This is a genomic window from Neptunicella marina, from assembly GCF_014270035.1.
In the GTDB taxonomy this organism is placed as follows: Bacteria; Pseudomonadota; Gammaproteobacteria; order Enterobacterales; family Alteromonadaceae; genus Neptunicella; species Neptunicella marina.
Genome location: NZ_JACNEP010000006.1, coordinates 39,326 through 62,896, shown reverse-complemented (window position 1 = coordinate 62,896; position 23,571 = coordinate 39,326). Strand labels below are relative to the sequence as shown.

17 protein-coding genes are annotated in these 23,571 nt (G+C 44.9%); 4 read left to right on the top strand and 13 right to left on the bottom strand.

Annotated elements, in window-relative coordinates:
• Window positions 1-87: 87 nt before the first annotated feature.
• The gene (gene panP, locus H8B19_RS08935) at window positions 88-1,716 is read right to left on the bottom strand and encodes a pyridoxal-dependent aspartate 1-decarboxylase PanP (protein WP_186506479.1); all 1,629 of its coding nucleotides are present in this window, start codon (window positions 1,714-1,716) and stop codon (window positions 88-90) included.
• Between the two features lie 155 nt (window positions 1,717-1,871).
• Between panP and H8B19_RS08930 the strand changes: the two genes are divergently transcribed.
• A complete protein-coding gene (locus H8B19_RS08930) occupies window positions 1,872-2,597 on the top strand; it encodes an EAL domain-containing protein (RefSeq protein WP_186506478.1) in 726 nt (241 codons plus the stop codon).
• Here the strand turns inward: H8B19_RS08930 and tamB are convergent.
• Both tamB and H8B19_RS08920 read right to left on the bottom strand, forming a co-directional pair.
• Window positions 2,594-6,358, bottom strand: coding sequence for an autotransporter assembly complex protein TamB (gene tamB, locus H8B19_RS08925; RefSeq protein ID WP_186506477.1), 3,765 nt, complete (start codon window positions 6,356-6,358; stop codon window positions 2,594-2,596). The two genes, H8B19_RS08930 and tamB, sit on opposite strands and share 4 nt — an antisense overlap.
• The gene (locus H8B19_RS08920; RefSeq protein WP_186506476.1) at window positions 6,355-8,088 is read right to left on the bottom strand and encodes an autotransporter assembly complex protein TamA; all 1,734 of its coding nucleotides are present in this window, start codon (window positions 8,086-8,088) and stop codon (window positions 6,355-6,357) included. The genes tamB and H8B19_RS08920 overlap by 4 nt, the downstream gene beginning before the upstream one ends.
• 241 nt (window positions 8,089-8,329) lie before the next feature.
• Between H8B19_RS08920 and dapE the strand changes: the two genes are divergently transcribed.
• Window positions 8,330-9,508, top strand: a complete 1,179-nt coding sequence (gene dapE / locus H8B19_RS08915) for a succinyl-diaminopimelate desuccinylase (protein WP_186506475.1) — start codon at window positions 8,330-8,332, stop codon at window positions 9,506-9,508.
• A gap of 60 nt (window positions 9,509-9,568) precedes the next feature.
• On the opposite strand, the gene olsF is transcribed toward dapE, so the two are convergent.
• Together olsF and H8B19_RS08905 are read right to left on the bottom strand one after the other, a co-directional pair.
• Window positions 9,569-11,290, bottom strand: a complete 1,722-nt coding sequence (gene olsF, locus H8B19_RS08910; protein WP_186506474.1) for a bifunctional ornithine lipid synthase OlsF — start codon at window positions 11,288-11,290, stop codon at window positions 9,569-9,571.
• 117 nt (window positions 11,291-11,407) lie between these two features.
• On the bottom strand, window positions 11,408-12,214 hold the full coding sequence (locus tag H8B19_RS08905) for a UDP-2,3-diacylglucosamine diphosphatase (RefSeq protein WP_186506473.1): 807 nt from the start codon (window positions 12,212-12,214) through the stop codon (window positions 11,408-11,410).
• A gap of 218 nt (window positions 12,215-12,432) precedes the next feature.
• Between H8B19_RS08905 and H8B19_RS08900 the strand changes: the two genes are divergently transcribed.
• Window positions 12,433-14,361 (top strand): alpha/beta hydrolase family protein, encoded by a 1,929-nt coding sequence (locus H8B19_RS08900; RefSeq protein WP_186506472.1) that lies wholly within the window; start codon window positions 12,433-12,435, stop codon window positions 14,359-14,361.
• Between the two features lie 78 nt (window positions 14,362-14,439).
• Here H8B19_RS08900 and H8B19_RS08895 read toward each other — a convergent pair whose 3' ends face one another.
• From H8B19_RS08895 to H8B19_RS08870, 6 genes are all read right to left on the bottom strand, one after another.
• Window positions 14,440-15,210: an ABC transporter permease gene (locus H8B19_RS08895; RefSeq protein WP_186506471.1), complete on the bottom strand. Its 771-nt coding sequence runs from the start codon at window positions 15,208-15,210 to the stop codon at window positions 14,440-14,442.
• The gene (locus H8B19_RS08890; protein ID WP_186506470.1) at window positions 15,203-16,138 is read right to left on the bottom strand and encodes an ABC transporter ATP-binding protein; all 936 of its coding nucleotides are present in this window, start codon (window positions 16,136-16,138) and stop codon (window positions 15,203-15,205) included. The genes H8B19_RS08895 and H8B19_RS08890 overlap by 8 nt, the downstream gene beginning before the upstream one ends.
• A 63-nt stretch (window positions 16,139-16,201) precedes the next feature.
• Complete coding sequence (locus H8B19_RS08885; RefSeq protein WP_186506469.1) at window positions 16,202-16,729, bottom strand: hypothetical protein; 528 nt, start codon at window positions 16,727-16,729, stop codon at window positions 16,202-16,204.
• 42 nt (window positions 16,730-16,771) lie between these two features.
• Window positions 16,772-17,572 (bottom strand): peptidoglycan-binding protein, encoded by an 801-nt coding sequence (locus H8B19_RS08880; protein WP_186506468.1) that lies wholly within the window; start codon window positions 17,570-17,572, stop codon window positions 16,772-16,774.
• A gap of 65 nt (window positions 17,573-17,637) precedes the next feature.
• Entirely contained in the window at window positions 17,638-17,913 is a 276-nt protein-coding gene (locus H8B19_RS08875) for a hypothetical protein (protein WP_186506467.1), read from the bottom strand.
• Window positions 17,901-18,782, bottom strand: a complete 882-nt coding sequence (locus tag H8B19_RS08870; RefSeq protein ID WP_186506466.1) for an MFS transporter — start codon at window positions 18,780-18,782, stop codon at window positions 17,901-17,903. Before H8B19_RS08870 ends, H8B19_RS08875 begins: the two co-directional genes overlap by 13 nt.
• A gap of 92 nt (window positions 18,783-18,874) precedes the next feature.
• Here H8B19_RS08870 and H8B19_RS08865 point away from each other — a divergent pair, with 92 nt between their 5' ends.
• Window positions 18,875-19,270 carry a SpoIIAA family protein gene (locus H8B19_RS08865; RefSeq protein ID WP_186506465.1) on the top strand — a complete coding sequence of 132 codons (396 nt, stop codon included), beginning with the start codon at window positions 18,875-18,877 and terminating at the stop codon, window positions 19,268-19,270.
• A gap of 3 nt (window positions 19,271-19,273) precedes the next feature.
• Here the strand turns inward: H8B19_RS08865 and H8B19_RS08860 are convergent, their stop codons facing one another.
• Window positions 19,274-20,515 (bottom strand): malic enzyme-like NAD(P)-binding protein, encoded by a 1,242-nt coding sequence (locus H8B19_RS08860; protein WP_186506464.1) that lies wholly within the window; start codon window positions 20,513-20,515, stop codon window positions 19,274-19,276.
• Between the two features lie 132 nt (window positions 20,516-20,647).
• Window positions 20,648-23,290 carry a beta-glucosidase gene (locus H8B19_RS08855; RefSeq protein ID WP_186506463.1) on the bottom strand — a complete coding sequence of 881 codons (2,643 nt, stop codon included), beginning with the start codon at window positions 23,288-23,290 and terminating at the stop codon, window positions 20,648-20,650.
• Window positions 23,291-23,571 lie beyond the last annotated feature (281 nt).

Below are 23,571 nucleotides of genomic sequence, written 5' to 3'. Positions count from 1 at the left end.
AGCAGTAATAGCAGTCCGGAATAAAGCAGCCAGTCAAAGAACTATAAAAACCGGATTCGGCATTTAGCTGATAAAATAAAACAGGCATTACACCGATGTGGTTAGCTGATTGGCTAAATTCTGCAATCTGGTCCAGCTTTGGGTTTGGCGAGCAATATGAAGTTGCTCGTGCAATATATCGTTTAAATGTTCAGCAGTCGTCAATGGGTTAGCTAACACAACCCGAAATACAGTGACGACCTGTTGATGATATTTTCCGGTGGCTAAACGGGTTCTGGAAACAAACGATTTGCCTGCTTCACGTTGACGCTTCTGCACCGCCACGGTGAGGTTATCCAGTAACTGGTTAATCTCATCACGTTTATCTGGAAAACGGCTTAATACTTCTTTAATAAAATCGGGACGCACACGGTAAGTAAGTAAACACAAAGTAGGTTTTGTAATTAACTCGAAATCAGGCTGCTGACTAATTAAATCAGCAAAATAGTGTGCCTTTTCTATACTCTGGTCGATCAGTAACTGATAGCCCTGACGACCAAAAATATGCATGGAAGCATATAACATCATGGCCATACCATTACGCGAGCCTTCCAATGTACTGGCGCCTAAATCTTTTGATCCTTCGCGTAATATATATTCAGCGTGATGGCGCACAGCATTGCTGGCATTGGCATCTTTAAACAGCACCATGCCTGCTCCCATTGGCACATACATTTGTTTGTGTGCATCCAGTGTCACTGAATCTGCGCGCTCAATACCTTTCAGTAAACTACGGTATTTCTGCGAGAACAAAGTTGCGCCGCCCCATGCTGCATCTACATGAAAATGACAGCCCAGTTGCTGAGCAACATCTGCCAGCTCATCCAACGGGTCTATATGCCCGGTTTCTGTGGTTCCGGCAATGCCCACAATCGCTAATACTTTGATGCCTTGTTGTTGAAGTTCAAGACCTTTTTGCAGGGCGAGCTGTGGATCGAGTGTTTGGTCCGGACAAGGTAATGTAATCAGATTATGCCGTCCCAACCCCAGTACATCTGCCGCTTTACTTAAGGAATAATGACCACGTTTCGAGGTCAGGATCACCATATCCTCATAACCATAATGTTTTAACGCTGCATGTAAGCCACTTTGACTCACTCCTCTGAAACTGCCTTTTGGAGGCAACGCCTGATTACGTGCAACCCATAACGCTGAAATATTGGCAATGGTGCCGCCCGAACAAAATGCCCCCAGTGAATAATTAGCCGAATGTAAGTGAGCACGGTAAAAATGTTCATTATGGCCATATACCAACTGATGGATCATGCCCAATACCTGACGTTCCAAAGGTGTGAAGGCTTTAGATGTTTCAATTTTCACCAAATTCTGGTTCAGACCGACCAGTAATTTAGCCAGCGGCAGGTGAAAATAAGGTAAAGCGGAAGTCATGTGACCGATAAACTGCGGTGAATAAGTATTAACCGAGTTAGCAACCAGTTTTTCCAGCAGAATTTCAGCGTGGTCGCTGACAAACTGCGGCTCTTCCGGCACGGTAAAATCAGCAAAGTGATGTTCAATATCTTCAAGAGACGTGTTGGATGCCACCACGTGACGTGACAAAAAGTCAGCCAAATTAGCCGATAAGTGCTGTTCTATCTGAGCAAGCTTTGATTCCCGACCTTCCGGCGCGGTAAATACGCGATAAAGGTGCTCCATACTGGCGCGGGCTTTATTCAATCAGACTTCCTCAAGTGTACAGGGGCGAAAAACACCGGACTTTACCCCAAATTGCAACATCTCACCAACAAAATTCGACAAAATTGTCGATAGTTCAAATCGTTGAATTGAGAACTCGCTGGTAATTGTCATATGATAGTCACAGACCAGCTAATATGAAATTAACTATGCAAATACAGGATGTCGGCAGTGATTTTAACCTTGAGCACATTGTGCCTTACTTCCAACCCGTACATGATTTGGAGGATGGTTCAGTTACTCATTATGAATGCCTTGCAAGACTTATAACGCCTCAGGAGCAATTATTTGTTCCCAGTCAGTTTTTGCACATCGTTGAACAGCAACAGTGTTTTGGAGAACTGGCACGACAAATTTTTCATCAAAGCGCCTGTTACTTTGAAGATAAAGCCGTAGGCTGGAGTATGAATATCATGGCCAGTGATATTACCGACAAAGCCTTCCTTGATTTTCTGCTGGAACATATTCATCAATATCCAAGTCCTCAACGGGTATGGCTGGAACTATCTGCGCAGGATGCACTGAATCATCGTAATGTTCTTCAGCAGTTTATTGCTTTTTGTCAGGGCTTAAAAATAGGCGTAATGATCGACAATATGACGTGTGACTGCGATTGGCAAAGCCTGCTGAAAATCCGGGGTATTAGCGGAATCAAAGTAAGTGGCCAGTGGATAAATCAGCCAGAAAATACTGAGCAGGTTAATGCACTTTCGCAATTGATTGAGCAGGCACGAGATCTTAAATTGCAGCTTATCGCAGAGCATGTTGAGCAAGCCCATTCAGCCACATACCTCAAGAAATTAGGTATAAAGCTGGCACAGGGTTATTTGTTCAGTCACCCGACAGCCGATGCCGGACACTAATGCACCTTGCTGGCTGTTTGCTGTTTTTCCGTATCCTGTTCATCTTCTCCAACGCTGAAACTGTAATAAAGATCCAAAGCATTATTTAATCCACTAACGGCTTCCAGATACAGGCTGGAAGTCAGCTCATATCGTAATGCAACTTCAGATGCGGAATTGAACACACCCAAACCATAACGCAACTGCACACCGGGTGCGATATAACCGGTAAGCGCCAATTGAGTGTTATCCCCTTGCCCGGAGGTGTCGAGTGTCAAATCCTTCACACCCAGTTTATGCCCAACTCGTCCCACCAAGTTTTCGCTGCGACTGAGTCCCAGTCCAAGTAGCATAGTGGTAAGCATCGCATCCTGCCCCTGATCGTTTGCGCTATTTAAACCACGACCACGCAATAAATAAGATAAGGCCTGGGGCTGTTCCATTACTGGATCTGAAAATACTGATACTTTCGGCGCTTTTGCACTGCCGTTTACTCTTATACCTGCGGTAACATCATCCGCAGTTAACGAAGGATCACGAATGGCCTCCAGTGCCACATGAGGCTGGCTCACTGGTCCATGGAAAATTAATTCACCTTCTTTGATCAATAAATTTTGACCGTAGGCGCGATAACGTCCGTTAAGCAAGGTTACTTCACCATCGGCAAGCAGGTTATCACTGGCCTGTGCCAGCCTTAATTCTCCCTGCAAGTCAGTGGTTAAACCAAATGCATCCAGCTTCACGTCTTTATTGCGTCCGGGGTCAATTTGCACCAGCAGATCTAAATTAAGTTTCTGTGCACTGTCAGATGCCGCCTGGGGTTCATCGATCATTACCACATCATCAGAAGGAGAAACCGCACTTTCGGGTAGTTCTTTTAATTTAACTCTGGCATAAGGAATTTGTATGCGCCCACTTACATCAATTTTTTGTTGAGTAAATGCCACCTGAACATTTGGCGTTAACGTACCACGTAAAATGTTCTGATAAGTCAGCTCCAAATCGGTACCGGTTATATTAAGACTGGCACTTACATCAGGTAACCAGTGCAATTCCCCATTTATTTCTCCTTTGCCGCTACCCAACTGATAGGTGCCGTCGATATCCGCATACTGTCCTTTCAGTTGTAGCGTTTGTTCAATGGCCGTAGCAACTACCGGTATTGCACTGCCCGAAATTGCTCCTTGATGCAGATTCATTTGCCCATTTAATAAGGGTTGTTGTAATGACCCATCTAATTCTATCCGTCCCTGCATAATGCCGGCTAATGTATCAAGTTGAGGAAGCAAATTAATAAAGGGATGCAGGTCAAACCGTTCAAACTCGACATGACCACTTAGTAACTTGTCATCGCCCTTAGGACTAATGGTCACCTTACTGACAAACTGACCAATTTGTTTACCAGATAACCTGGATTCGATATGCATATTTTTGTTATCCATATCAATATTAATACTGGCGGGATCCAACGACAGTGCAACTGCGTTCTTATTGGTAAATCGCCATTCATCTCCACTTAATTGCATTTGCATAGCAATCTTAGGTAAGGCATTGCTATCCCAGTGCCCTTGCATATTCAGGCTTAATTCACTGGATGTATCCACCTGTGGAATAGCCGCCACAAAGCGATTTAAAATGGGGGCGATGGGAAGTTGACTGATTTGCAAAGACCAATTTGCCTGTTGCTTGTTATAACTGGCATCTGAGATACAAAGAGAACTGGTCTGGTGTTGCCAGCAATTGTCGCCAATTTTAAATTGCTGCTGTTGCCAGTCCGCTTCTATCGCAAAAGGTTTAATTAACGACAGTTCAGCGTATTTGGAAACTATTTCTCCGGTTTGCCACTGCCCTTTCCATTGATGCCCCTGATACTGACCCTGCAATTGCGCATTAAACCCCGCTCCGTCACCCTGCAGGTTAATGTCAAACCTATGCTGATCGGCATTACCCGTTAACCTGATTTCACCCTGCTCAAGCTGATGATTAAGCGATGTTAAATCCTGAACTGTCAACCTGATATCAACCGGTTTTGTCTCGTTCCAGCGCACATCGCCCTGTCCCTGCATTTTACTTAATGTCCATTCATCAAATTGCAACTTACTGGCATCAACTGAAAAGATCGCGTGAGGTTGACTAAGAACACCATCTACACTGGCATCCATCTGCATAACACCAGCCAGCCCCGGCCATAATTGTGATAAATTACTGGCACTGATTTGTAACTGACTTTGCATCTCCTGATGATTATCAAGCGTACCATTCAGTGTCAGACGATTATCACCGCTGTTTAGCATCAATTGCTTAAACTCAAGTCCAAGATTACGTGCCCCCTTAACCTGACCTGATAAATTAAGAGCGTGTTCACGCCATTTTCCGTGAATATCAATCGGAGAGAGCTGGAAATGCCAGTCATCCTTACTGGCGTTAGCGGTTAGTTTTAAGTTGCCATTGATTTGGCTTTTGAGCTCTGGCCAATACTGACTTGCATCGATATGTTGAATGACAACATCGGCATTCAGTTCACTGTTGTTACCTAACAACAATGTCCCACTCAAATCAATTTGTCCTTCAAGCAATCGGGCAATCAGAGTATCAATACTAAGACGTTGTCGATTGCCTTGTGCTTGCAATGCTATTTCTGTGATGGGGATCGATTTCCCCGTCAGCTGATTGCTTAACTCAACAGAAAACTGTTGCAGATTGCCGTTTATTTTCACAATCCCGTTTTTGGAATGCCACTGCGGATTATTAAGCGGCCAGCCTAATTCCTGCCACGCAGCGTTTAGTGAGACCGGCAAACTGGCTTTTAACAAATTCAGCTGCGCGCTGGCTTGCGCCGCATAAGGGCCACTCACAGATAGCTGATGTTTCCAGGCAGATAAATCACCCTGCGCCTGCCATTGCAACTCAGCAACCTGTTTGTTTTTCGAGTGCTCAGTGACATTCAGTTCCAGTTGGTTGGGGTATTGTCCCCTGGTGGTTATTTTGCCATTCAGGTTAAGTTGCCATTGCTGATAACTGGCAGCAAAACGTTGCAAGGTAATTTTTGCTCCTTCCCCCTTCGCTTGCAGCTGAAAGTCATTGATTTGCTGCATTTCACCTGCTGCTGCCTGATACCGAATCTGTTCAATCCGCATTTGATGTAAGACAAAATTTAGTGGCAGTCGCCAGTCTTTCAATGTCGGAGGCTGATATTGCAACTGCTGAAAATAGGCCGCATTCAACTGTTGAGTTGTCTGTTTATCTGAATCCGCCAGTTGCTGTAACGACAGCAACCCCATATGCAACTGTGCAACATCGAGGTTTTTGTTTAGTGATAAGCGGCTGTTGAATTGGGTGACGGAAACCAGCCAGCTATCGTCATAATTAAGCTGAGCTTTACCCAGGGTGAATTGTTGCAAGTCGACATCAATCGGGCTGCTAAAGGTACCAGTGCTTTTTTGCGATGTTTGCTGTTGTTGTGTCGCGAGTAATTTACCCTCAATCTGTTCAATCGATATTGATTCAATACATAATTTAACACTCAGCAGGCAGGGCAAGCGCAAACGGGTTTGCACATTTTTTAGCGCAACAAGACTATCACCATCTTTCCAGATAACCTTAGACAGCGCCAGTTCAGCGCCTATTGCACCAGACTGATAGTCTATTTCAACGCTATCGATTTGATGATCAATCCAGCCAATCAGCACCCGGCTTCCCCAGGGAGAATACAGCATCCCCAGAGTAAACAAGGTAATTCCAACAATAAATACCAGCACCGCAATGAAAAACTTCTTCATCATAAAGACGGCCCCATCAGCAAATGCAAACGCCAGGTATTTTCTTCATCATTATGGCCACGTGCCACATAAATTCTTACCGGACCGACAGGTGACTGCCAAATCGCCCCTACACCAGCACCGGTTGCAATATTGTTGTTGAACTTGTTGGCTGCATTACCTGCATCGATAAACACAGCAGCCCGCCATTCATCCGCAACCGGATAAGAATATTCGGCACTGACTACCGCCAGATAGCGTCCACCTGTCAGTTCACCTTCCTCATCTTTTGGGGCCAGATTGCGGTAACCAAAACCACGAATACTTTGGTCACCACCGGCAAAGAAACGCAAACTGGAAGGAATAGCGTCGAAGTCATCAGTAGCAATAGCACCAGCTTCCGCGCGCAGTAAAAAACGATGTTCCCCCAAACTCCGTAACCAACGGGTAACCGCAGAAATACGTACAAAATTAACGTCTGAGCCAACATCATCACCCGCGGCCTCAAGCGTTACCATTTGCTTGTCCCCCCAATCCACATCCAGTCCCCCGCGACTTCTAAGACGACTAAATGTCACCCCGGGAATAAACAAATTGGCTGTTTGTGGTTCGTCACTCCCCTGTTGATATTCTTCGTGTTCATAACGAATAAAATCGATACGTTGCCAATCAAGAGTATCTAAATCAATATGACGCTGTGCAGAAAGTGTGTATTTACTACTATCGGTATCATTATCCTGCAGGGCCTGATAACCAAGCTGCAAACTCAGAAAATGCTTAACTGGATCAGATAATGGGATTTTGTAATCAAAACTCGCATGCTGCTCCACCTGAGACGCAAACAACTCTGCCGACATTGAATGGCCGCGACTATTCACCCAGGGTCGTTCCCATTTAGCACGGAAACGGGGGCCAATATCATCCGATGAAAAACCACCGCCCAGATCAAAGTTATCCCGCGGCATATGCACCAGAGTAAGGGCAATTGGCACTTGATTATTACTTGCTTCTGACAACAGAGGACGGACTAATACATGCCTGAAATAACGGGTTTTCTTTAATGCCTGGCTTAATTCAGCCAGCCCGTCTGCCAGATAGGGCTCCCCCTGCTGAAAGGGCACCAGCTGAGCAATCAGTGCTTCAGTGCGTTCATCCCGGGAGTACTGCAATTTACCAAAAGAATAACGTGCCCCCGAATCTGCAATTAATATTACATCTGCAGTTAGTGATGAATTACTTACTTTTAAAGTGTGCGTACTGAAGGAAAAATCAAAATAACCACGGGCTAATGCCATCGCCTGTAATCGTGATTTTAGATCTTCGTATTTGGATTGATTTAGTGGTGTACCTTGTTTCAGTCCACTCTCATTAATAATGGCATTAAGTTGAGCATCCTGACTGCCATCACCATTGATTTGCAGTTTTAATGACCGTATTAACACCGGTTTGCCGGCTTCAATAACCAGTTTCCACTGCAAGCCTTTGTTGTCAGTGGGCATGACATTTATGTTGCTCTGATAATAGCCATAGGCTTTAAGGGCTGTCCGGGCTTTTTTCTGTGCTTGTAAGGCAAAGTCTTCAAATTGGAAACGACTTGAAGGAGCGTCCAGTGTTTGCAAATGTAACTGCACGTTTTGTTTTAAGTGCTTTTGCTCGAGCCCTTCAATATCAAAGTTAACTGTTTCAGCCTGAATGACTGCGCTGAATAACAGATTCATCAGCCAGCAACATAAAACAGATAAACGCGCGCTCAATCCCTGGATTCCTTAAAAAATATCGAACAATTAGCTTAACAAAACTCAGCTAAATATGCGCTACCGCTGAAAATTATTCATCTCATATTTATATTTGGCGATATTTTCATCACCCCAATTACATGTTGAGTGTATTACTCGCAGCAAAGTTAGCAACGTCACAAAGCTGTCTTAATGCTGACACATCACGGTCATATTGGTTTTATTAAATAATGCTGTCACCCTGCTAACGGAGCCAGCTATGTCGTTAAGACAATCAGCAGTTCATTCAAAGACCAGTAACATTAAATCCATAGAATACAGTCAGACTTTGATTCGTCAGCCTTCCATTACCCCTGACGACATGGGATGTCAGGACTGGCTAAGTCAAAAACTGACCAATCTTGGATTTACATGTCATCGCTTTAACGCCAATGGTGTAAGCAATTTAATTGCGCAAATGGGTGAGGGGGATACTACGCTGGCATTCGCCGGGCACACCGATGTAGTACCACCGGGACCTATGAACAAATGGCGGGTTAATCCATTTTCCGCCAGCATTATCGACGGTGAATTAATTGGCCGTGGTGCCGCCGATATGAAAACCGGCTTAGCCGCCATGTTAGCCGCGACTGAGCGCCATATTCAGTCAGGTAACCCGATTAACCAACGTTTTATGTGGTTGGTCACCAGTGATGAAGAAGGCGAAGCAGAAGACGGCAGCAAACTCATCGCCAGCTGGTTGGCTGATAACAACATTAATCTTGATTATTGCATTGTGGGTGAACCCACTGCCCAAAGCCAGACAGGCGATGTAATCAAAGTGGGGCGTCGTGGTGCAATCTCAGCCAAATTATCGGTACAGGGCATTCAAGGTCATGTGGCCTACCCGCAATATGCCGATAATGCGATTCACAAAATGGGGCACATTATAAGCCGCCTTAATCAAATTGAATGGGATCCCGGCAGTGAAGATTTCCCCGGTACAGGTTTACAGATCACACATATCAATTCGGGGCAATTTACCGACAATATTGTACCAGCGCACTGCGAAGCGCATTTTAATATTCGCTACAGCCACAATTATTCACAACAAAGCTTAAGCAAATTAATTGAGCGTACCATAAGCAGCGTAACACGTGATTTTAAGCTGGAATGGGATCGTCCATGTGAACCTTATTTCACCGCCAATCGCGAACAAAATTGTTTAATTCATGCAGCAGAAAAAGCCATTTTCAAGAATCTGGGCAAGTTTCCCCGCCTTTCAACATCCGGCGGTACCTCAGATGGACGTTTTTTCAGTAGCCCAACCACGCAAGTTGTTGAGCTCGGCGTACCTAATTACTCTATTCATCAGGTCAATGAACGCAGTCATATCGCCGATATTGTTACTCTGGAAGACATCTATACCGATTTGCTGACAAACCTGCTCAGCATCTGATCCCTCTTAATAAAAAAACCGGGTTAAATACCCGGTTTTAATCATCTTAAAAAAGCTTAATCACGCTGCATCTGATGACTGACGATGTGGCATATAACGTTCACGACGTTTGGGTTTAAGTTTATCCAAATCAACCAATACCAGACCATCCACACAGTCGTTGAAATCAGGGTCAACACCAAAACTTAAGAACTGCACACCGCCCGGTTCACATAATTCGGTGTACTGTTTATACAGTGTGGGAACTGCAACCCCCATGTTCGCTAACAAGTGCTTTAACTGAGTGAAGTCTTGTTTGTAATCATCACCACTAAAGCAACCTTCCAGTTCCGCCGGCAACTGATATGGGGATTTGGAACGGGCTATAAAATCCTTACTGCCAAAATAGGTGGAATAAAACTGGATCAACAGATCCTTGGCGGCGGCGGGATAGGCGTTACTTAAGCTGACCGCTCCAAACAAATAACGGTAGTGGGGATGACGCTCTAAAAAGGCGCCAATACCAATCCACAAATAATCCAGGCTGCGTTTTCCCCAGTATCTGGGCTGAACAAAACTACGGCCAAGCTCTAAGCCTTGTTCAAAATAGGCATCCATGGCATCGCCATAGTCAAACAGACTGGCAGAATAGAGGCCACTTTTTCCCTGTTCATTAATCAGCTTGCTGGCACCACCAAATCGATAGGCACCGACAATTTCCAGCTCATCGTTATCCCATAAAATCAGGTGGTAATAATGATGGTCGAACTTGTCCATATCACGGCGCTGATTTGATCCTTCACCCACAGCACGAAACGCCACTTCCCGTAAACGGCCAATTTCCCGCATAATTGGTGAACTGCCCTGATACTGATACAGATAAATTTGTTTATTATCCGGAGTAACATCCAGCAGCTCACATTGCTGAGCAATGGCTTTGCGTAACTCCTTGCGATTTTCTGAAGGCGCGATGGATTTCTGGGTCTGGAAAATACCTTTTTTATCCGCACCAATGCGGTACAAATGTTTTTTAAACAGTTTGGCCTGCTGATTTAAATTAATACCGCTGTTGCTGTATGACTCAAATGGCACCAGTTCACCAATGCGAATTGGTAAGTGTTTGCTACGCTGCTTGAACATTTCTTTAACTAACAACGCAGTTCCAAGCGGCTTATAGACCATGGACAGACCATAAAACAACGGGGAGTTTTTACCCTCCATAAACACCGGCAGAATCGGTGATTTAGTTGCTTTGGCAATACGTAAAAATCCGCTGCGCCATTCACCATCTCGTACGCCCCCCGGGCTTAAACGCGACACTTCACCGGCAGGGAAAATAATCACAGCACCTTCATTATTCAAATGGGACTGAATGTTCAGAATGCAGTCTTTGGCGGTACCGCCCTGCATATTATTTACCGGCAGTAACATGGAATGCAGCGGCTCAATTGCCATTAGCATCTGGTTTGCGACGACTTTGATGTCCTGACGAATATCGGCCAGCAGTTTTAATAACACCAAACCATCCAGTGAACCTATCGGATGATTGGCGATAATGACGACGCGTCCCTGTGCCGGAATCCGCTCTTTTTCCGTCTCTCGCGCAGAGTAACTAAAGTTGAAATACTCGAGCACCTGCTCGATAAACTCAACGCCTTCAAGATGCGGATAAATTTCGCCAAATTCGATGCATTCTTTTTCATGCAATAGGTGGCGAAGGGCCAAATTAAGCGGTTTTGCCAGCCAGGGTTTGTCTTCTAACTGAGGGTAATTTTTGTGTAGTACATCAGCAACGGTAAACATAAACACTCACCTGTTGAAATCTTAAGCAATGTTCAGTGTAGTGACTGAATATGAACAAAAGATTCCAAATTAATGGCGTTTTTATGACAGCCTGAATCAGCGCCTTAAACTCACCATTCAGGCTGCTTTTTGTTTGCTCTGTACGACTTCCCGGCGAGGCAAAGTGTGTAGATTTTCTGCTGAAATATGTGCCCAGTAAACCAGATTCAAATTACCCTGTGCATCTTCGGTCAAAGCCGAGCAGTTTTCGATCCAGTCACCGTCATTGCAATAAGTGACACCATCACGCTCATCAATCTCCGGATGATGAATATGACCACATACCACACCATCAAGACCCATTTCACGGGCGCGGTTTAGGCAAGCCTGTTTATAACGTTCAATGGCAGTATTCGCTCCTTTTACACGTGATTTAATATAGCCTGCCAGTGACCAGTATTTGAATCCCATCATAGCGCGAAAACGGTTGTACCAACGGTTGATAAACAACAACAAGTCATAGGTTTTATCACCAATCCACGCGTGCAATTTACCAAAGCACACTTCCTGATCGAACTGATCTCCATGCAACATCAACAGCTTGCGCCCATCAGCTGTGGTATGAATCAATTCACGGTGAATTTCCACTTCACCAAACATCATGCCATCGTACTTTTGTGCTGGCTCGTCATGATTACCCGGCAAATAAATCACCTTGGTGCCTTCCGACGCCATTGAAATCAATTTATGAAATAACTGATTGTGGCTGGCCGGCCATAAAAACTGGCGGCTCATCGCCCACATATCAACTATGTCACCCACTAAATAAAGGGTGTCAATTTTGTGATGTGCTAAAAAATCCAGCAAGTAGTCTGCTTTACAGTCCTTGCAGCCCAAATGAATGTCTGACAACCAGACAGTGCGATAGTGTGTTGACTTGCTCATGCCAATACCTCGTATTTGGTTTGGCTTATCTTGGCCAGCAAGCTTTACAGTTAGATGAACATCTTTTGACCACATGGTGAAAATATCACCTTAAAACCGTGTTGTTTGGTCAATAAACTGCAATAAAAGCCACGGTTTTTATTTTAAATGAGAATAACTTTTAATAGTTTATACAGTTAAGTACAATCCAATATGTTGTTTTATAAGGATATTTAGTTATGAATTGTAAAGGATTACAGGCCGTTTTCGCTTGTTTATTATTGTTTTCTTTTTTCCCGGCTGCCGCTGAAATACCGGTGGAAAGTTTTAGCCAGTTACCCAGTTTTCAACGTCCGAGATTATCACCTGATGGTACTCAGGTTGCTTACATTAATAATGTGGAAGCCAAGGGAGGTATGTCGGTTTTAATGGCATATGACCTCAAAAAGCGAAAGCAATATATTTTGCAGGCAACCGACAATCTTGACGTCAAAATTCGCTGGTTTGAATGGGCCAACAACAAAACGTTACTGGTTGGCCTGGCCTATGCGGCAAAACGTCAACGTGTGGATACCAAAGAAACACGTATGGTCGCCATAGAAGCTGACGGCAGTGACAAAACCCCACGCTTGCTGATTAAACCGCGCCGTATATTTTCAGACCATGTTTCCCAGTTTCAGGACAATGTACTCGATTATTTACCCGATGATCCTGAGCATATTCTGGTATCGATGGATTTGGATGTCGCTTCAATGCCATCAGTTTATAAGGTCAACATTTACACCCGTAAAAAATCCAGAATTGAGCACGGTAAACTGAATATTCGTGCCTGGATGACTGACCAGCAACACAAACTCAGACTCGGTGTTTCAGTAGACTACAAAACGGGTGAAGCCAAAGTCAGAATTCGCAACAATGAAAATGATGACTGGCAGGATTTGTTCGAATACAACGCCATGAACGACCCAGCCATTTCACCCCTGGGTTTTGCGCTGGATCCCAATATTTTGTATTACACCGCCTACAAAGGCGATAAAAAATCGCTGTATAAAATCAATCTCACCACCCGTGAAAGCGAGCTGGTATTTAGCGACCCTAATTACGATATGGACGGTAGCTTAATCTATTCGGGTAAAACCCGTGACGTAATTGGGTTTACACATGCCAATACCGACACTGGTCGCGTGTATTGGGACAAAGACAAAATTAACTTTATCAAAGCCATTAACAACGCACTGCCAGATATGGACAACTATGTGGTGGATTACTCGCGCGACGAAAATAACTACCTGCTTTACACCGAGAATGACCATAGTCCGGGAATATACTTACTGGGTGACCGCAAACAAAAAACAATGGATGTGCTGTTTAATCAGTATCCCAACATAACCGAAGATACATTAGGCTCACATAAGCTGATGACTTATACCGCAAGAGACGGCACTAAAATTGAGGGCTATTTGAGCTTACCTAAAAATATTAAAGGCCCTTACCCTATGGTTATGCACCCTCATGGTGGCCCTGGCGCGCGCGAATTAGGCGGCTTTGACTATTGGACATCCTTTTTTACCAGCCGGGGCTATGCGGTATTTCGTCCCAACTTCCGCGGTTCTACTGGTTATGGCTATGAGTTTTCCCAAAGCCAAATGAAAGGCTGGGGATTAACCATGCAAGACGATATTACCGATGCCACCCACTGGTTAATCGAGCAAAAAATTGCCGATCCGGAACATATTTGTATTGTGGGTGCGAGTTATGGTGGATATGCAGCAGCCATGGCCGCAGTAAAAACCCCCGATTTATTTAAGTGTGCGGTCAGTCTGGCAGGGGTATTTAATTTAAAACGACTGGTGATTAAAAGCCGCCGTTATAACAACTCCGAATTTGTTAAAAATCAAATCGGTGATGATTTTGACGACTTAGAACAACGCTCACCTTACTATCAGGTAGATAAAATCAAAATTCCTATGCTTATTATGCATGGTGAAGATGACAGGGTAGTCGATGTCGATCAAAGCAGGGACATGGCCGACGAATTAGACGATGAAGATAAAAAAGTTGAATTTATTGAATTGCCGAAAGGCGACCACTATCTATCGGTTCAAGCTAATCGACATCAGGCGTTCCGCGCAATGGATAAGTTCTTAAAAACCTATTTAAAGAAATAACCTGAGATTTCTTATATCAACCTCAGGTTAGATAACAATATAAAAGCGACAAGTGTTAACTTGTCGCTTTTTTTAACGCTAGTGGCGGATACCTACACCCTTATCCAGTAAGCGATAAGCAATGGCGAACAAAATCACATTAAACGCAATCAATACACCAATTGATGTGCTAAAACTCACATCACTGACACCTAAAAAGCCATAACGGAAACCGTTAACCATATATACGATCGGGTTCGCTTTGCTCACCACTTGCCAAAAGTCAGGTAATAACGACAAGCTATAGAATACGCCGCCCAAATAGGTCAGTGGCGTTAATACAAAGGTTGGCACCATGCTGATATCGTCAAAGGTTTTTGCAAATACAGCATTGACTAAACCCGCAGCAGCAAACAAGGTCGCGGTTAAAATCAGCGTAATCACAATCGCAGCAAAGTGGTGAATTTGCAGGTCGACAAACAGCAAAGAAACACAAGTCACGATAATGCCAATCAGCAATGCACGTGCGACACCACCACCGACAAATCCACCAATAATCACCCAGGTAGGGACAGGTGCAACCAACATCTCTTCAATGTTATTTTGAAATTTAGCGCTAAAAAACGACGAGCTAACATTCGAATAAGCATTGGTAATGACTGACATCATGATCAGGCCCGGCACAATAAATTCCATGTAGCTAAACCCGCCCATTTGACCAATTCTATTACCGATCAGACTGCCAAAAATAACAAAATACAAGGTCATGGTAATCGCAGGTGGTACCAGAGTTTGCACCCAAATGCGCATAAAGCGGGTAATTTCTTTAATCCAGATAGTGCGTAGTGCAACCAGTTTATGATTAGCCATTAGCGTTCCCCCCGTCACGACCTGACTCCAGTAAACGCACAAACAACTCTTCCAGACGGTTGGTCTTGTTGCGCATACTAAGTACCTGAATACCTTGCTCGGTTAACTGATTAAATACTGGATTTAAACCCGCTTCTTTGGCCACATCCACTTCCAGAGTATGGTTATCCAGCAGACGGTGTTCAAAACCTTCAAGCCTGGCAGTCCTGCCATTGCTCACATCCAAATCCAGTACAAAGGTTTCCATATTAAGCTTGGACAATAGCGCCTTCATGCTGGTGTTTTCGACAATGGTGCCTTTATCGATAATGGCGATATTGCGGCATAACATCTCTGCTTCTTCCAGATAATGGGTTGTCAGGATAATGGTAATGCCTTGCTCATTAATTTTTTTCAGGAAAGTCCACATAGAACGGCGGATTTCAATATCCACACCGGCTGTTGGCTCATCCAAAATTAAGATTTTAGGTTCGTGCATCAAGGCTCGGGCGATCATCAATCGGCGTTTCATACCACCAGATAATGAACGAGCAGGGGAATTACGCTTGTCCCACAGCTCCAGTTGTTTGAGGTATTTTTCCGCACGCTCTTTGGCAATATGGCGCGGAACACCGTAATAACCGGCCTGATTGACCACAATCTGCTGCAGGGTTTCAAACTGATTAAAGTTAAATTCCTGTGGTACCAAACCAATACATGACTTAGCTGCAATAAGGTCATCATCAATAGAGTGACCACTAACTAACACTTTTCCTTCTGATTTATTAACCAAAGACGATATCACGCCGATAGTGGTCGATTTACCTGCGCCGTTGGGGCCTAATAAAGCGAAAAAATCCCCTTGTTCGACGGTCAGATTGATCCCTTTCAGGGCTTGCACCCCGCTTTTATAGGTCTTTTTTAACCCATCAATCTCTAATGCGTACATACGATACTCTGCTACTAATTAATCTGTCTGAATGTGGTGACGGTTGCACCAAAATTCAAGCACTTAGGCTGGTTTACATTGACTGACTGATGCACTCATATGCTGGGTGGTAACAAAAGTTTGCTGAATAATACTGGCATCAGTGCTGGCACGATGTCGTTTTAAACGCGATTCCTGGTGCAACCGATCTTTAACGCTGTGCCAGATTGCCATTTGTTTCTCATTTAAGATCATCTCAAGCGCGCTTAATCGAAATTGCATACTCATTCCAGCTGCATTAAACAGTTTGATCATCCAGGGGTGATCCACCACCCAGCCATCGGAATACACGGTTTGCCCGTACAGCAAATTATTCAGCTCTATGGCAATTTCGGTAGGCGCCAAACCTCGCTGCTTAAGCAAGTCACGGGATATGCCATGCAACGCTTCTGCATCTTTATCCCAATAAGTCCATTTCGGTTGTGGTTTTATCAGGCTGCAATAACGCTTTTGTTCACCTGTCACCACCCCAACTTCGATGGGATAACTGTTATGCCCAAAACCGCTGGCTTCTACGTCCAGTATGGTAGGCGTGATAATAGAGTAATTCACACGTCGCTCTTTATATTTTATGTAGGGTACAGAGTTCTGAACCTAAGCTAGCAATAATTGTTCCCCGCGGGTGAAACATTGAGTAAATGTCTGCAATCCGTGGCTACCGCCATTTACTTTTTTACGTGCTTTGGCCAGATTTCCTGTGGTTAACGCCTGACGAATACCCGTTTCACCGCGTTTTAAAAACATCGACAGAATATCTGCAGCAATGATGGGATCATTGGCCAACTCAGGTTGTTGCACTAATTTGGTGCCCATGCCCAGCCGCTCACCAATATCGCGATAATTGTCCCGCCCCGTTAACTGGATATATCCCCGACCCTTAAACAGAGCACCATCGGGCGCCCCCTGATTGCCTAAATCGTGGCGATCATCATACAAATCAAAGTCATGACCCCCCTCGCTGGTGTTGTAATGGGATTTATATTCATCAATAGGGCAAAAACGGCCGGTTTCGGTATACACAGTGGCCATTGCCATCAGTAACATTAAAGGATCGGCAAGATCTAAACGACGCATAGACTGACAAATAATAGGCCAGTGATGGGCCACATTACTGGCATCACTGCCAATGCAAATTTGCTGCGCCAGCGTAATGTCTTCAATATTAACGGGAGTGGCAGCGGCAGCTTTAACGATCATTTCGATCTGGCCGAGAGTAATGTGTCCGGCCTTACCATCCACCTGCAGTTGTTTTTGTTGCTGAAACGCTTCAACGGCGGCCTGTGTTTTCTCGCCAAAGTCACCATCGATTGTGTAAGGATAAAAACCTAACTTCTTAAGCTGAGTTTGCAATGCAGCTACCGCTTCTCCTGCATCGCCCAGTTGCAACAGTGGCATGTGTTATCTCCTTATTTTCACACTCTGTTTAAGCGTAGCAGCAATAAAAAAGATAACTGTTTCAATCAGGTTAATTTTGTATAAGCACGAAAACTCAGCAGTGTGCACAAGACAGTATAAATAGCCAAAATTGCAAACAAATTGCTCACACTGGTGTGATGATCCAGAAGATATCCAAACAATACGGGTGACAAAGCAGTGCTCAATATACTGAGCGAGCTAACCAAAGAACGAATGCTACCTAAGTTTTGCGTGCCATAGACTTCAGCCCACATGGCCGTAATCAGTATCCCGGCGATACTCATTCCCAGCCCAAGCAAAAACAGCATCACCCACACCATAAAATCCGCCTGCACCAAAGCGCAACCGGCAAATGCCAACATGAAAGGCCCAACCAGTGCAATACACCATAAATGACAAACCCACTGGCAAAGAGTGAAGGTGACCACTGCATCCCCTCAAGAATGGATGATTGATGGATAAATATGCCGGTAATCGCAAAAGGTGGCATTAATACCAATGGCAATACACGCCAAAAACGCAGGTCTTTTAATAATGTGCGGCGCGATGCCGGTTTAGTGTCACGGTTAACAATGGGATCCACTGCACTCACATCCTCCGCAGGTGATAAGTGGCCAAGCAACCAGTAACCCAGAGGTAAAATCAAAGTGAGATTGATTAGGGCAATCCACAACCAATTTTGCTGCCAGTGACTAAGCGTTAACATATAAACCGCAAGTACTGGCAGTATGACTTCGCCCAATGGAACACCTAAGCCACTAACACTCAACGCTTTCCCGCGATTAATACTAAAATGCCGGCCCATATGCACAGCTGCGGTATGTGGTAATAAACCCTGACCGAAAAAACGTAACAATAGAAAACCAGTAAATAATGTTGCCACACCAGACACTTGCCACAAACTCAGACAGGCGACAACTAAACCTAACATTGCCAACGTAAAAAATCGCTTTACCGGCATTTTATCTACCCAACCGCCCAACGCCATAATCGCCAGGCCGCTGCACAGAGTAGCCGCAGAATAGATACTGCCATAGGAGGTGGCACTTAAATTTAAATCTGCCTGAATGGGTGCTCCATACCAGCTAATAAAAAATGACTGGCCAACATTACCAGCGAACACCGCCAGCATGCCAAACAACAAAGTTGCACTATGCTGCATAAATACATTTTTATAGGCCTTAAACAAATCTGGCTCCTGTGGCGAGAGTGAAAATGATCAACTATAACTGGTACTTAGTTAGGGCTTGTTGTTCTTTTTTAAACTTACAAGGAGTGAAAATGAAAACTGAGCGACATGGACTTTCAATCGGTATCGAACGCTCTGGTGACCAGTTTTTCTTATTTTTTAAAGCAACCGGCAAGTTAACACATCAGGATTACAAAGTAATTTCACCTATGTTGGAGTCGGCTGTAAGCAGTGTTAAACAACCCAATATCAGCGCATTAATTGATACCACTGAATTTGAAGGATGGGAATTGCGTGCAGCCTGGGATGATTTAACCATCACTCTTAAACATGGCAACCAGTTTAACAAAATTGCCATTTTGGGAAATAAGGGATGGCAGGAATGGTTTGCCAAAATCAGCAGTTGGTTTGTATCCGGAGAAGTACGCTTTTTTGACAAAGCCACCGATGCATTAAGCTGGCTGGATGATAACCCATCCAGCCAGTAACAGTTACTGGTAGTGAGGTGGCAGTTGCTCAAACTGAGATGCACCAGAATCCAAAGCCGCCTGTGCTACGGCCTTTGCCACCCGCTGGCATAAACGCGGATCCATGGGTTTGGGAATAATATACTGCTTACCAAAAGTCAGTGAACCGATATCACTGGCACGTAACACCTCGTCCGGCACCGGTTCCTTACTAATTTGACGAATAGCATCAACTGCTGCGATTTTCATTTCATCGTTAATCACGCGCGCTCTGACATCCAGTGCACCACGGAAAATAAACGGGAAACACAATACATTGTTCACCTGATTAGGATAGTCGGAACGTCCGGTGGCCATAATCAGATCATCACGAACCTGATGCGCCAGCTCGGGTTTAATTTCCGGATCTGGATTGGAACAGGCAAATACCACCGGGTTAGGTGCCATCAGTGCCAGAGTCTCAGCCGGAAGAACATCAGGGCCCGACACACCAACAAAAACATCTGCCCCTGACATAACATCGTCCAACGTACGTTTATCGGTGTTATTGGCAAACAACTCTTTATGTGCAGGCAATTCGTCACGCCGGGTATGGATAACACCTTGCCGGTCGAGCATATAGATACGCTCTCTCTGAGCACCACACTTTACCAACAGTTCCATACAGGCGACAGCTGCAGCACCGGCTCCCATACACACAATCGTTACCTGACCAAGTTGTTTTCCCTGAATTTCCAGCGCATTCAGCATACCTGCCGCCGTAACAATCGCCGTGCCGTGCTGGTCATCATGAAAAACAGGTACGTTGCAACGTTTAATCAATTGTTGCTCTATTTCGAAACATTCCGGGGCCTTAATATCTTCCAGATTGATGCCGCCAAAGGTATCTGCAATATTAGCCACTGTGTCGATAAATTCATTCGTAGTGCGATGACGCACCTGAATGTCGACTGCATCCAGTCCGGCAAAACGTTTGAATAACAAGGCCTTACCTTCCATCACTGGTTTAGAAGCTAATGGACCTAAATCCCCCAAACCAAGAATCGCGGTTCCATTGCTAATAACCGCCACCGAATTGCCTTTACCGGTATACAAATAAGCGGCATCGGGATCGGCGGCAATCTCTCTAACCGGCTCAGCGACACCCGGGCTGTATGCCAGTGCTAAATCTTTAGCACTGTCGGCTGGTTTGGTTAATTCAATACAAATTTTACCCGGCACCGGTTTGGCGTGATAATCCAGCGCCTGTTGACGAAAGTCTGTCATGTTGACCTCTGTGTGTTGTAGGGATGTTACGGATCAATTTTTTTGTCCGTTTTTTATTATTAGATCCTCAGCATAACACAGGCGTCTCAGAACAATAGGCCATCAAATTTACTGTGTCCTGGACACTATGATTTACTCAATAATAGTGAGCCTTTGTTGCACCACGTTAGAGCGGGTGGCCCGCAGAACATCAGGCTGACCACCACCTACGCTAATCAGATAATCCCCCGACACCAGTTGCGCTTCTCCCTGCGGGTTGTATTGCACAAAATCACGCTCAGATAAGGTAAAAGTCAGGGTTTGCTGTTCGCCGGGTTGCAATCTAATCCTTTGAAAACCTTTTAGGCTGCGTAATGGTTGCCCCGTCTGGTGCAACACTGGACTGATATAAAGCTGCGCTACCTCATCACCAGCAATCGCACTGGTATTTTTAAGTTTTACTTTAACCTCAAACGACTGCCCGGCTTTTAATTGCCGGGGCAAATTCAACTCACTGTAAGCAAACTGGCTGTAACTCAAACCATATCCAAATGGGTACAAAGGTTGTTGGGTAAAATAACGATAGGTCTGGGTGGAAAAATGATAATCATCAAACCCGGGTAAATCTTTTACCGAGTGATAAAAAGTGACCGGCAAACGCCCTGCGGGGTTATAGTCACCAAACAAAACATCCGCTATCGCCTGCCCGGCAGCCTGTCCCGGATACCAGGCTTCGACTATGGCATTCACATGTTTATCTGCCCAGTTTACCGCCAGTGCGCTGCCGTTAAGCAAAACCAACACGACAGGTTTACCGGTAGCGCTCACTGCTTTAATTAACTCCTGTTGAGGGTATGGCAATGCCAGCGAGGTGCGATCTCCGCCGTTAAATCCCGGCGTTTTCACCTCCATTTCCTCGCCTTCCATGCGCGCAGTTAATCCCATGACCAGCACTACCGCATCGGCCTGGGAAGCGATATCAACCGCCTGTTGTTGCATGGATTGTTGGGGAGGGGCCCAGACCAGTTCAACCTGTGCATCAGCATATGTCTCAATCGCAGTCACTTTTATTTTGTAATGCAGCCCTGCCTTAAGTGCTAAGCGCGTACTTTTACGCAATCTGGGATCACCATATTCATTACGGAAATGATAAGGCGTGTCGGCAATTAATTTTCCATCCAGCCATAACTGAGTATTACAAGTGGTAATTACACCAAGTTGGTACTCACCATCTTTTTGTGGCACCAGTTCGGTTTCCCAGCTAACCGAAAAATGATCATCATCCATGTCACTGCGTGGCGCCCGATCACGCCAGTTAACCGCCAGTTGCGGCATGTCCTGTTCAAACAATGGCTGGCCGCTTAAATCAATGTTATTAAAAAAACGTGCATGCAGACCCGCTTTTGTCGACGTCTGTTGTAATACCCCGGCAGGCACAGTGCTAAATACAGGGATACCTTCAGCTAAATCACTACCCTGTGCCGTCAGTATTTGTGTATTTTGACCGAGTTTTTGTTTTATTCCGGCCACAGGGGTAACCGGTGCCGCGGGGACACCATTGTAATTACCCAGTAACATCAGCCACTCATCAGCATTGGGACCTATTACTGCAATTTTTTTAAGCTCTTTGCTAAGCGGCAGAGTTTGCTTGTCATTTTTGAGTAAGACAATAGATTTTTGTGCCGCCTGCAAAGCCAACTGACGGTGTTTTTCGCTATCGACCACTGAATAGGGAATATGCTGATAAGGCACCATATCTGCTGGATCAAACATGCCCAGTTTAAATCTGGCACGCAGTAATCTGGCCAGCGATATATCCAGTTGTTCTTCGGTCAGCATACCGGCCTTAACGGCCTCGGTTAATGACTGATATACCTTGCCGCAGTTAAGATCTGTGCCACTTTTTACTGCCAGTGCCGCACTTTGTGCGCCGTTTTCGGTCAGTTTATGATGGGCATGAATATCTTCAATCGCACCACAATCGGATACCACAAAACCGCTAAAATCCCAGTCACGGCGTAAAACATCCCTGAGTAATAAATCACTGCCACAAGCCGCTTTGCCATTGTAACGATTGTATGCACACATTAAGGAATAAGCACCGCCCTGTTTAATGCCTTTTTCAAACATTGGCAGATAAGACTCATACAAGTCTTTGTTGCCGGTAACCGCATTAAAATGATGACGTTGCGGCTCGGGGCCGCTATGTACCGCAAAGTGTTTAACTGTAGCCACCGTTTTCAGATAACGTGGGTCATCTCCCTGTAAACCACGGATAAATTGCACCGCCAGCTCACCGGTTAAATAGGGATCTTCGCCATAGGTTTCCTGCCCCCGCCCCCAACGCGGATCGCGAAACAAGTTAATATTGGGTGACCATAAGGTCAGTCCCTGATACAAATTGCGTTTACCTTTGGCGGCAAAAGCGTGATGTTTGGCTCGCGCTTCATCGGAAATGGCAGTCGCAACATCATAAAGAGCTTGTCTGTCCCACATAGCAGCCAGACCAATAGCTTGTGGAAAAACTGTGGCAATACCCGCTCTGGCAACGCCATGCAATCCTTCCGACCACCAATTGTATTCTTCAATGCCTAACCGCGGAATGGCAGGAGACTGATTCATCATCTGGCTGACTTTTTCCTCGAGCGTCATTCTGGCCAGTAAATCGTCAACCCGATGCTCAAGTGGCAGATTAGGATTAAGATAATCAGCCGTTTTCGCCTTATCAGGCTCATGACTAGTACAGCTGACAATAACGGGCAAAATGGTACAAACAAAAAAAATCACACGGTTCATTTTGTGTTTCCGGTAGCACTGGGTTTCTACCAGTATGAGAAGTGTGACAGCCCGCCTCAATAGATCAGCGCTTACGTTTATTAACATTACAGCAACAAAAATTAGCAGGCTAAAATTGTGATTTATCTTCACTTTTCAATAAATTAGTACTTATATTGAAACAATAAAAACAACAAATGACGTCGCAGCCCAATATTTACGAGCTTTTTACGTCAATATGGCGGTGGTTATGGTAATTTTAGCCCCAGATAATCCGGCTAATATTACAACACCCATTTAGC

What these genes read in the sequence shown, in the direction of transcription:
- H8B19_RS08930 (WP_186506478.1), top strand. Translation starts at nt 1,872, where the DNA reads ATGAAATTAACTATGCAAATACAGGATGTCGGCAGTGATTTTAACCTT.
- tamB (WP_186506477.1), bottom strand. Translation starts at nt 6,358, where the DNA reads ATGATGAAGAAGTTTTTCATTGCGGTGCTGGTATTTATTGTTGGAATT.
- dapE (WP_186506475.1), top strand. Translation starts at nt 8,330, where the DNA reads ATGTCGTTAAGACAATCAGCAGTTCATTCAAAGACCAGTAACATTAAA.
- olsF (WP_186506474.1), bottom strand. Translation starts at nt 11,290, where the DNA reads ATGTTTACCGTTGCTGATGTACTACACAAAAATTACCCTCAGTTAGAA.
- H8B19_RS08905 (WP_186506473.1), bottom strand. Translation starts at nt 12,214, where the DNA reads ATGAGCAAGTCAACACACTATCGCACTGTCTGGTTGTCAGACATTCAT.
- H8B19_RS08900 (WP_186506472.1), top strand. Translation starts at nt 12,433, where the DNA reads ATGAATTGTAAAGGATTACAGGCCGTTTTCGCTTGTTTATTATTGTTT.
- H8B19_RS08895 (WP_186506471.1), bottom strand. Translation starts at nt 15,210, where the DNA reads ATGGCTAATCATAAACTGGTTGCACTACGCACTATCTGGATTAAAGAA.
- H8B19_RS08890 (WP_186506470.1), bottom strand. Translation starts at nt 16,138, where the DNA reads ATGTACGCATTAGAGATTGATGGGTTAAAAAAGACCTATAAAAGCGGG.
- H8B19_RS08880 (WP_186506468.1), bottom strand. Translation starts at nt 17,572, where the DNA reads ATGCCACTGTTGCAACTGGGCGATGCAGGAGAAGCGGTAGCTGCATTG.
- H8B19_RS08875 (WP_186506467.1), bottom strand. Translation starts at nt 17,913, where the DNA reads ATGGTGTGGGTGATGCTGTTTTTGCTTGGGCTGGGAATGAGTATCGCC.
- H8B19_RS08865 (WP_186506465.1), top strand. Translation starts at nt 18,875, where the DNA reads ATGAAAACTGAGCGACATGGACTTTCAATCGGTATCGAACGCTCTGGT.
- H8B19_RS08860 (WP_186506464.1), bottom strand. Translation starts at nt 20,515, where the DNA reads ATGACAGACTTTCGTCAACAGGCGCTGGATTATCACGCCAAACCGGTG.
- H8B19_RS08855 (WP_186506463.1), bottom strand. Translation starts at nt 23,290, where the DNA reads ATGAACCGTGTGATTTTTTTTGTTTGTACCATTTTGCCCGTTATTGTC.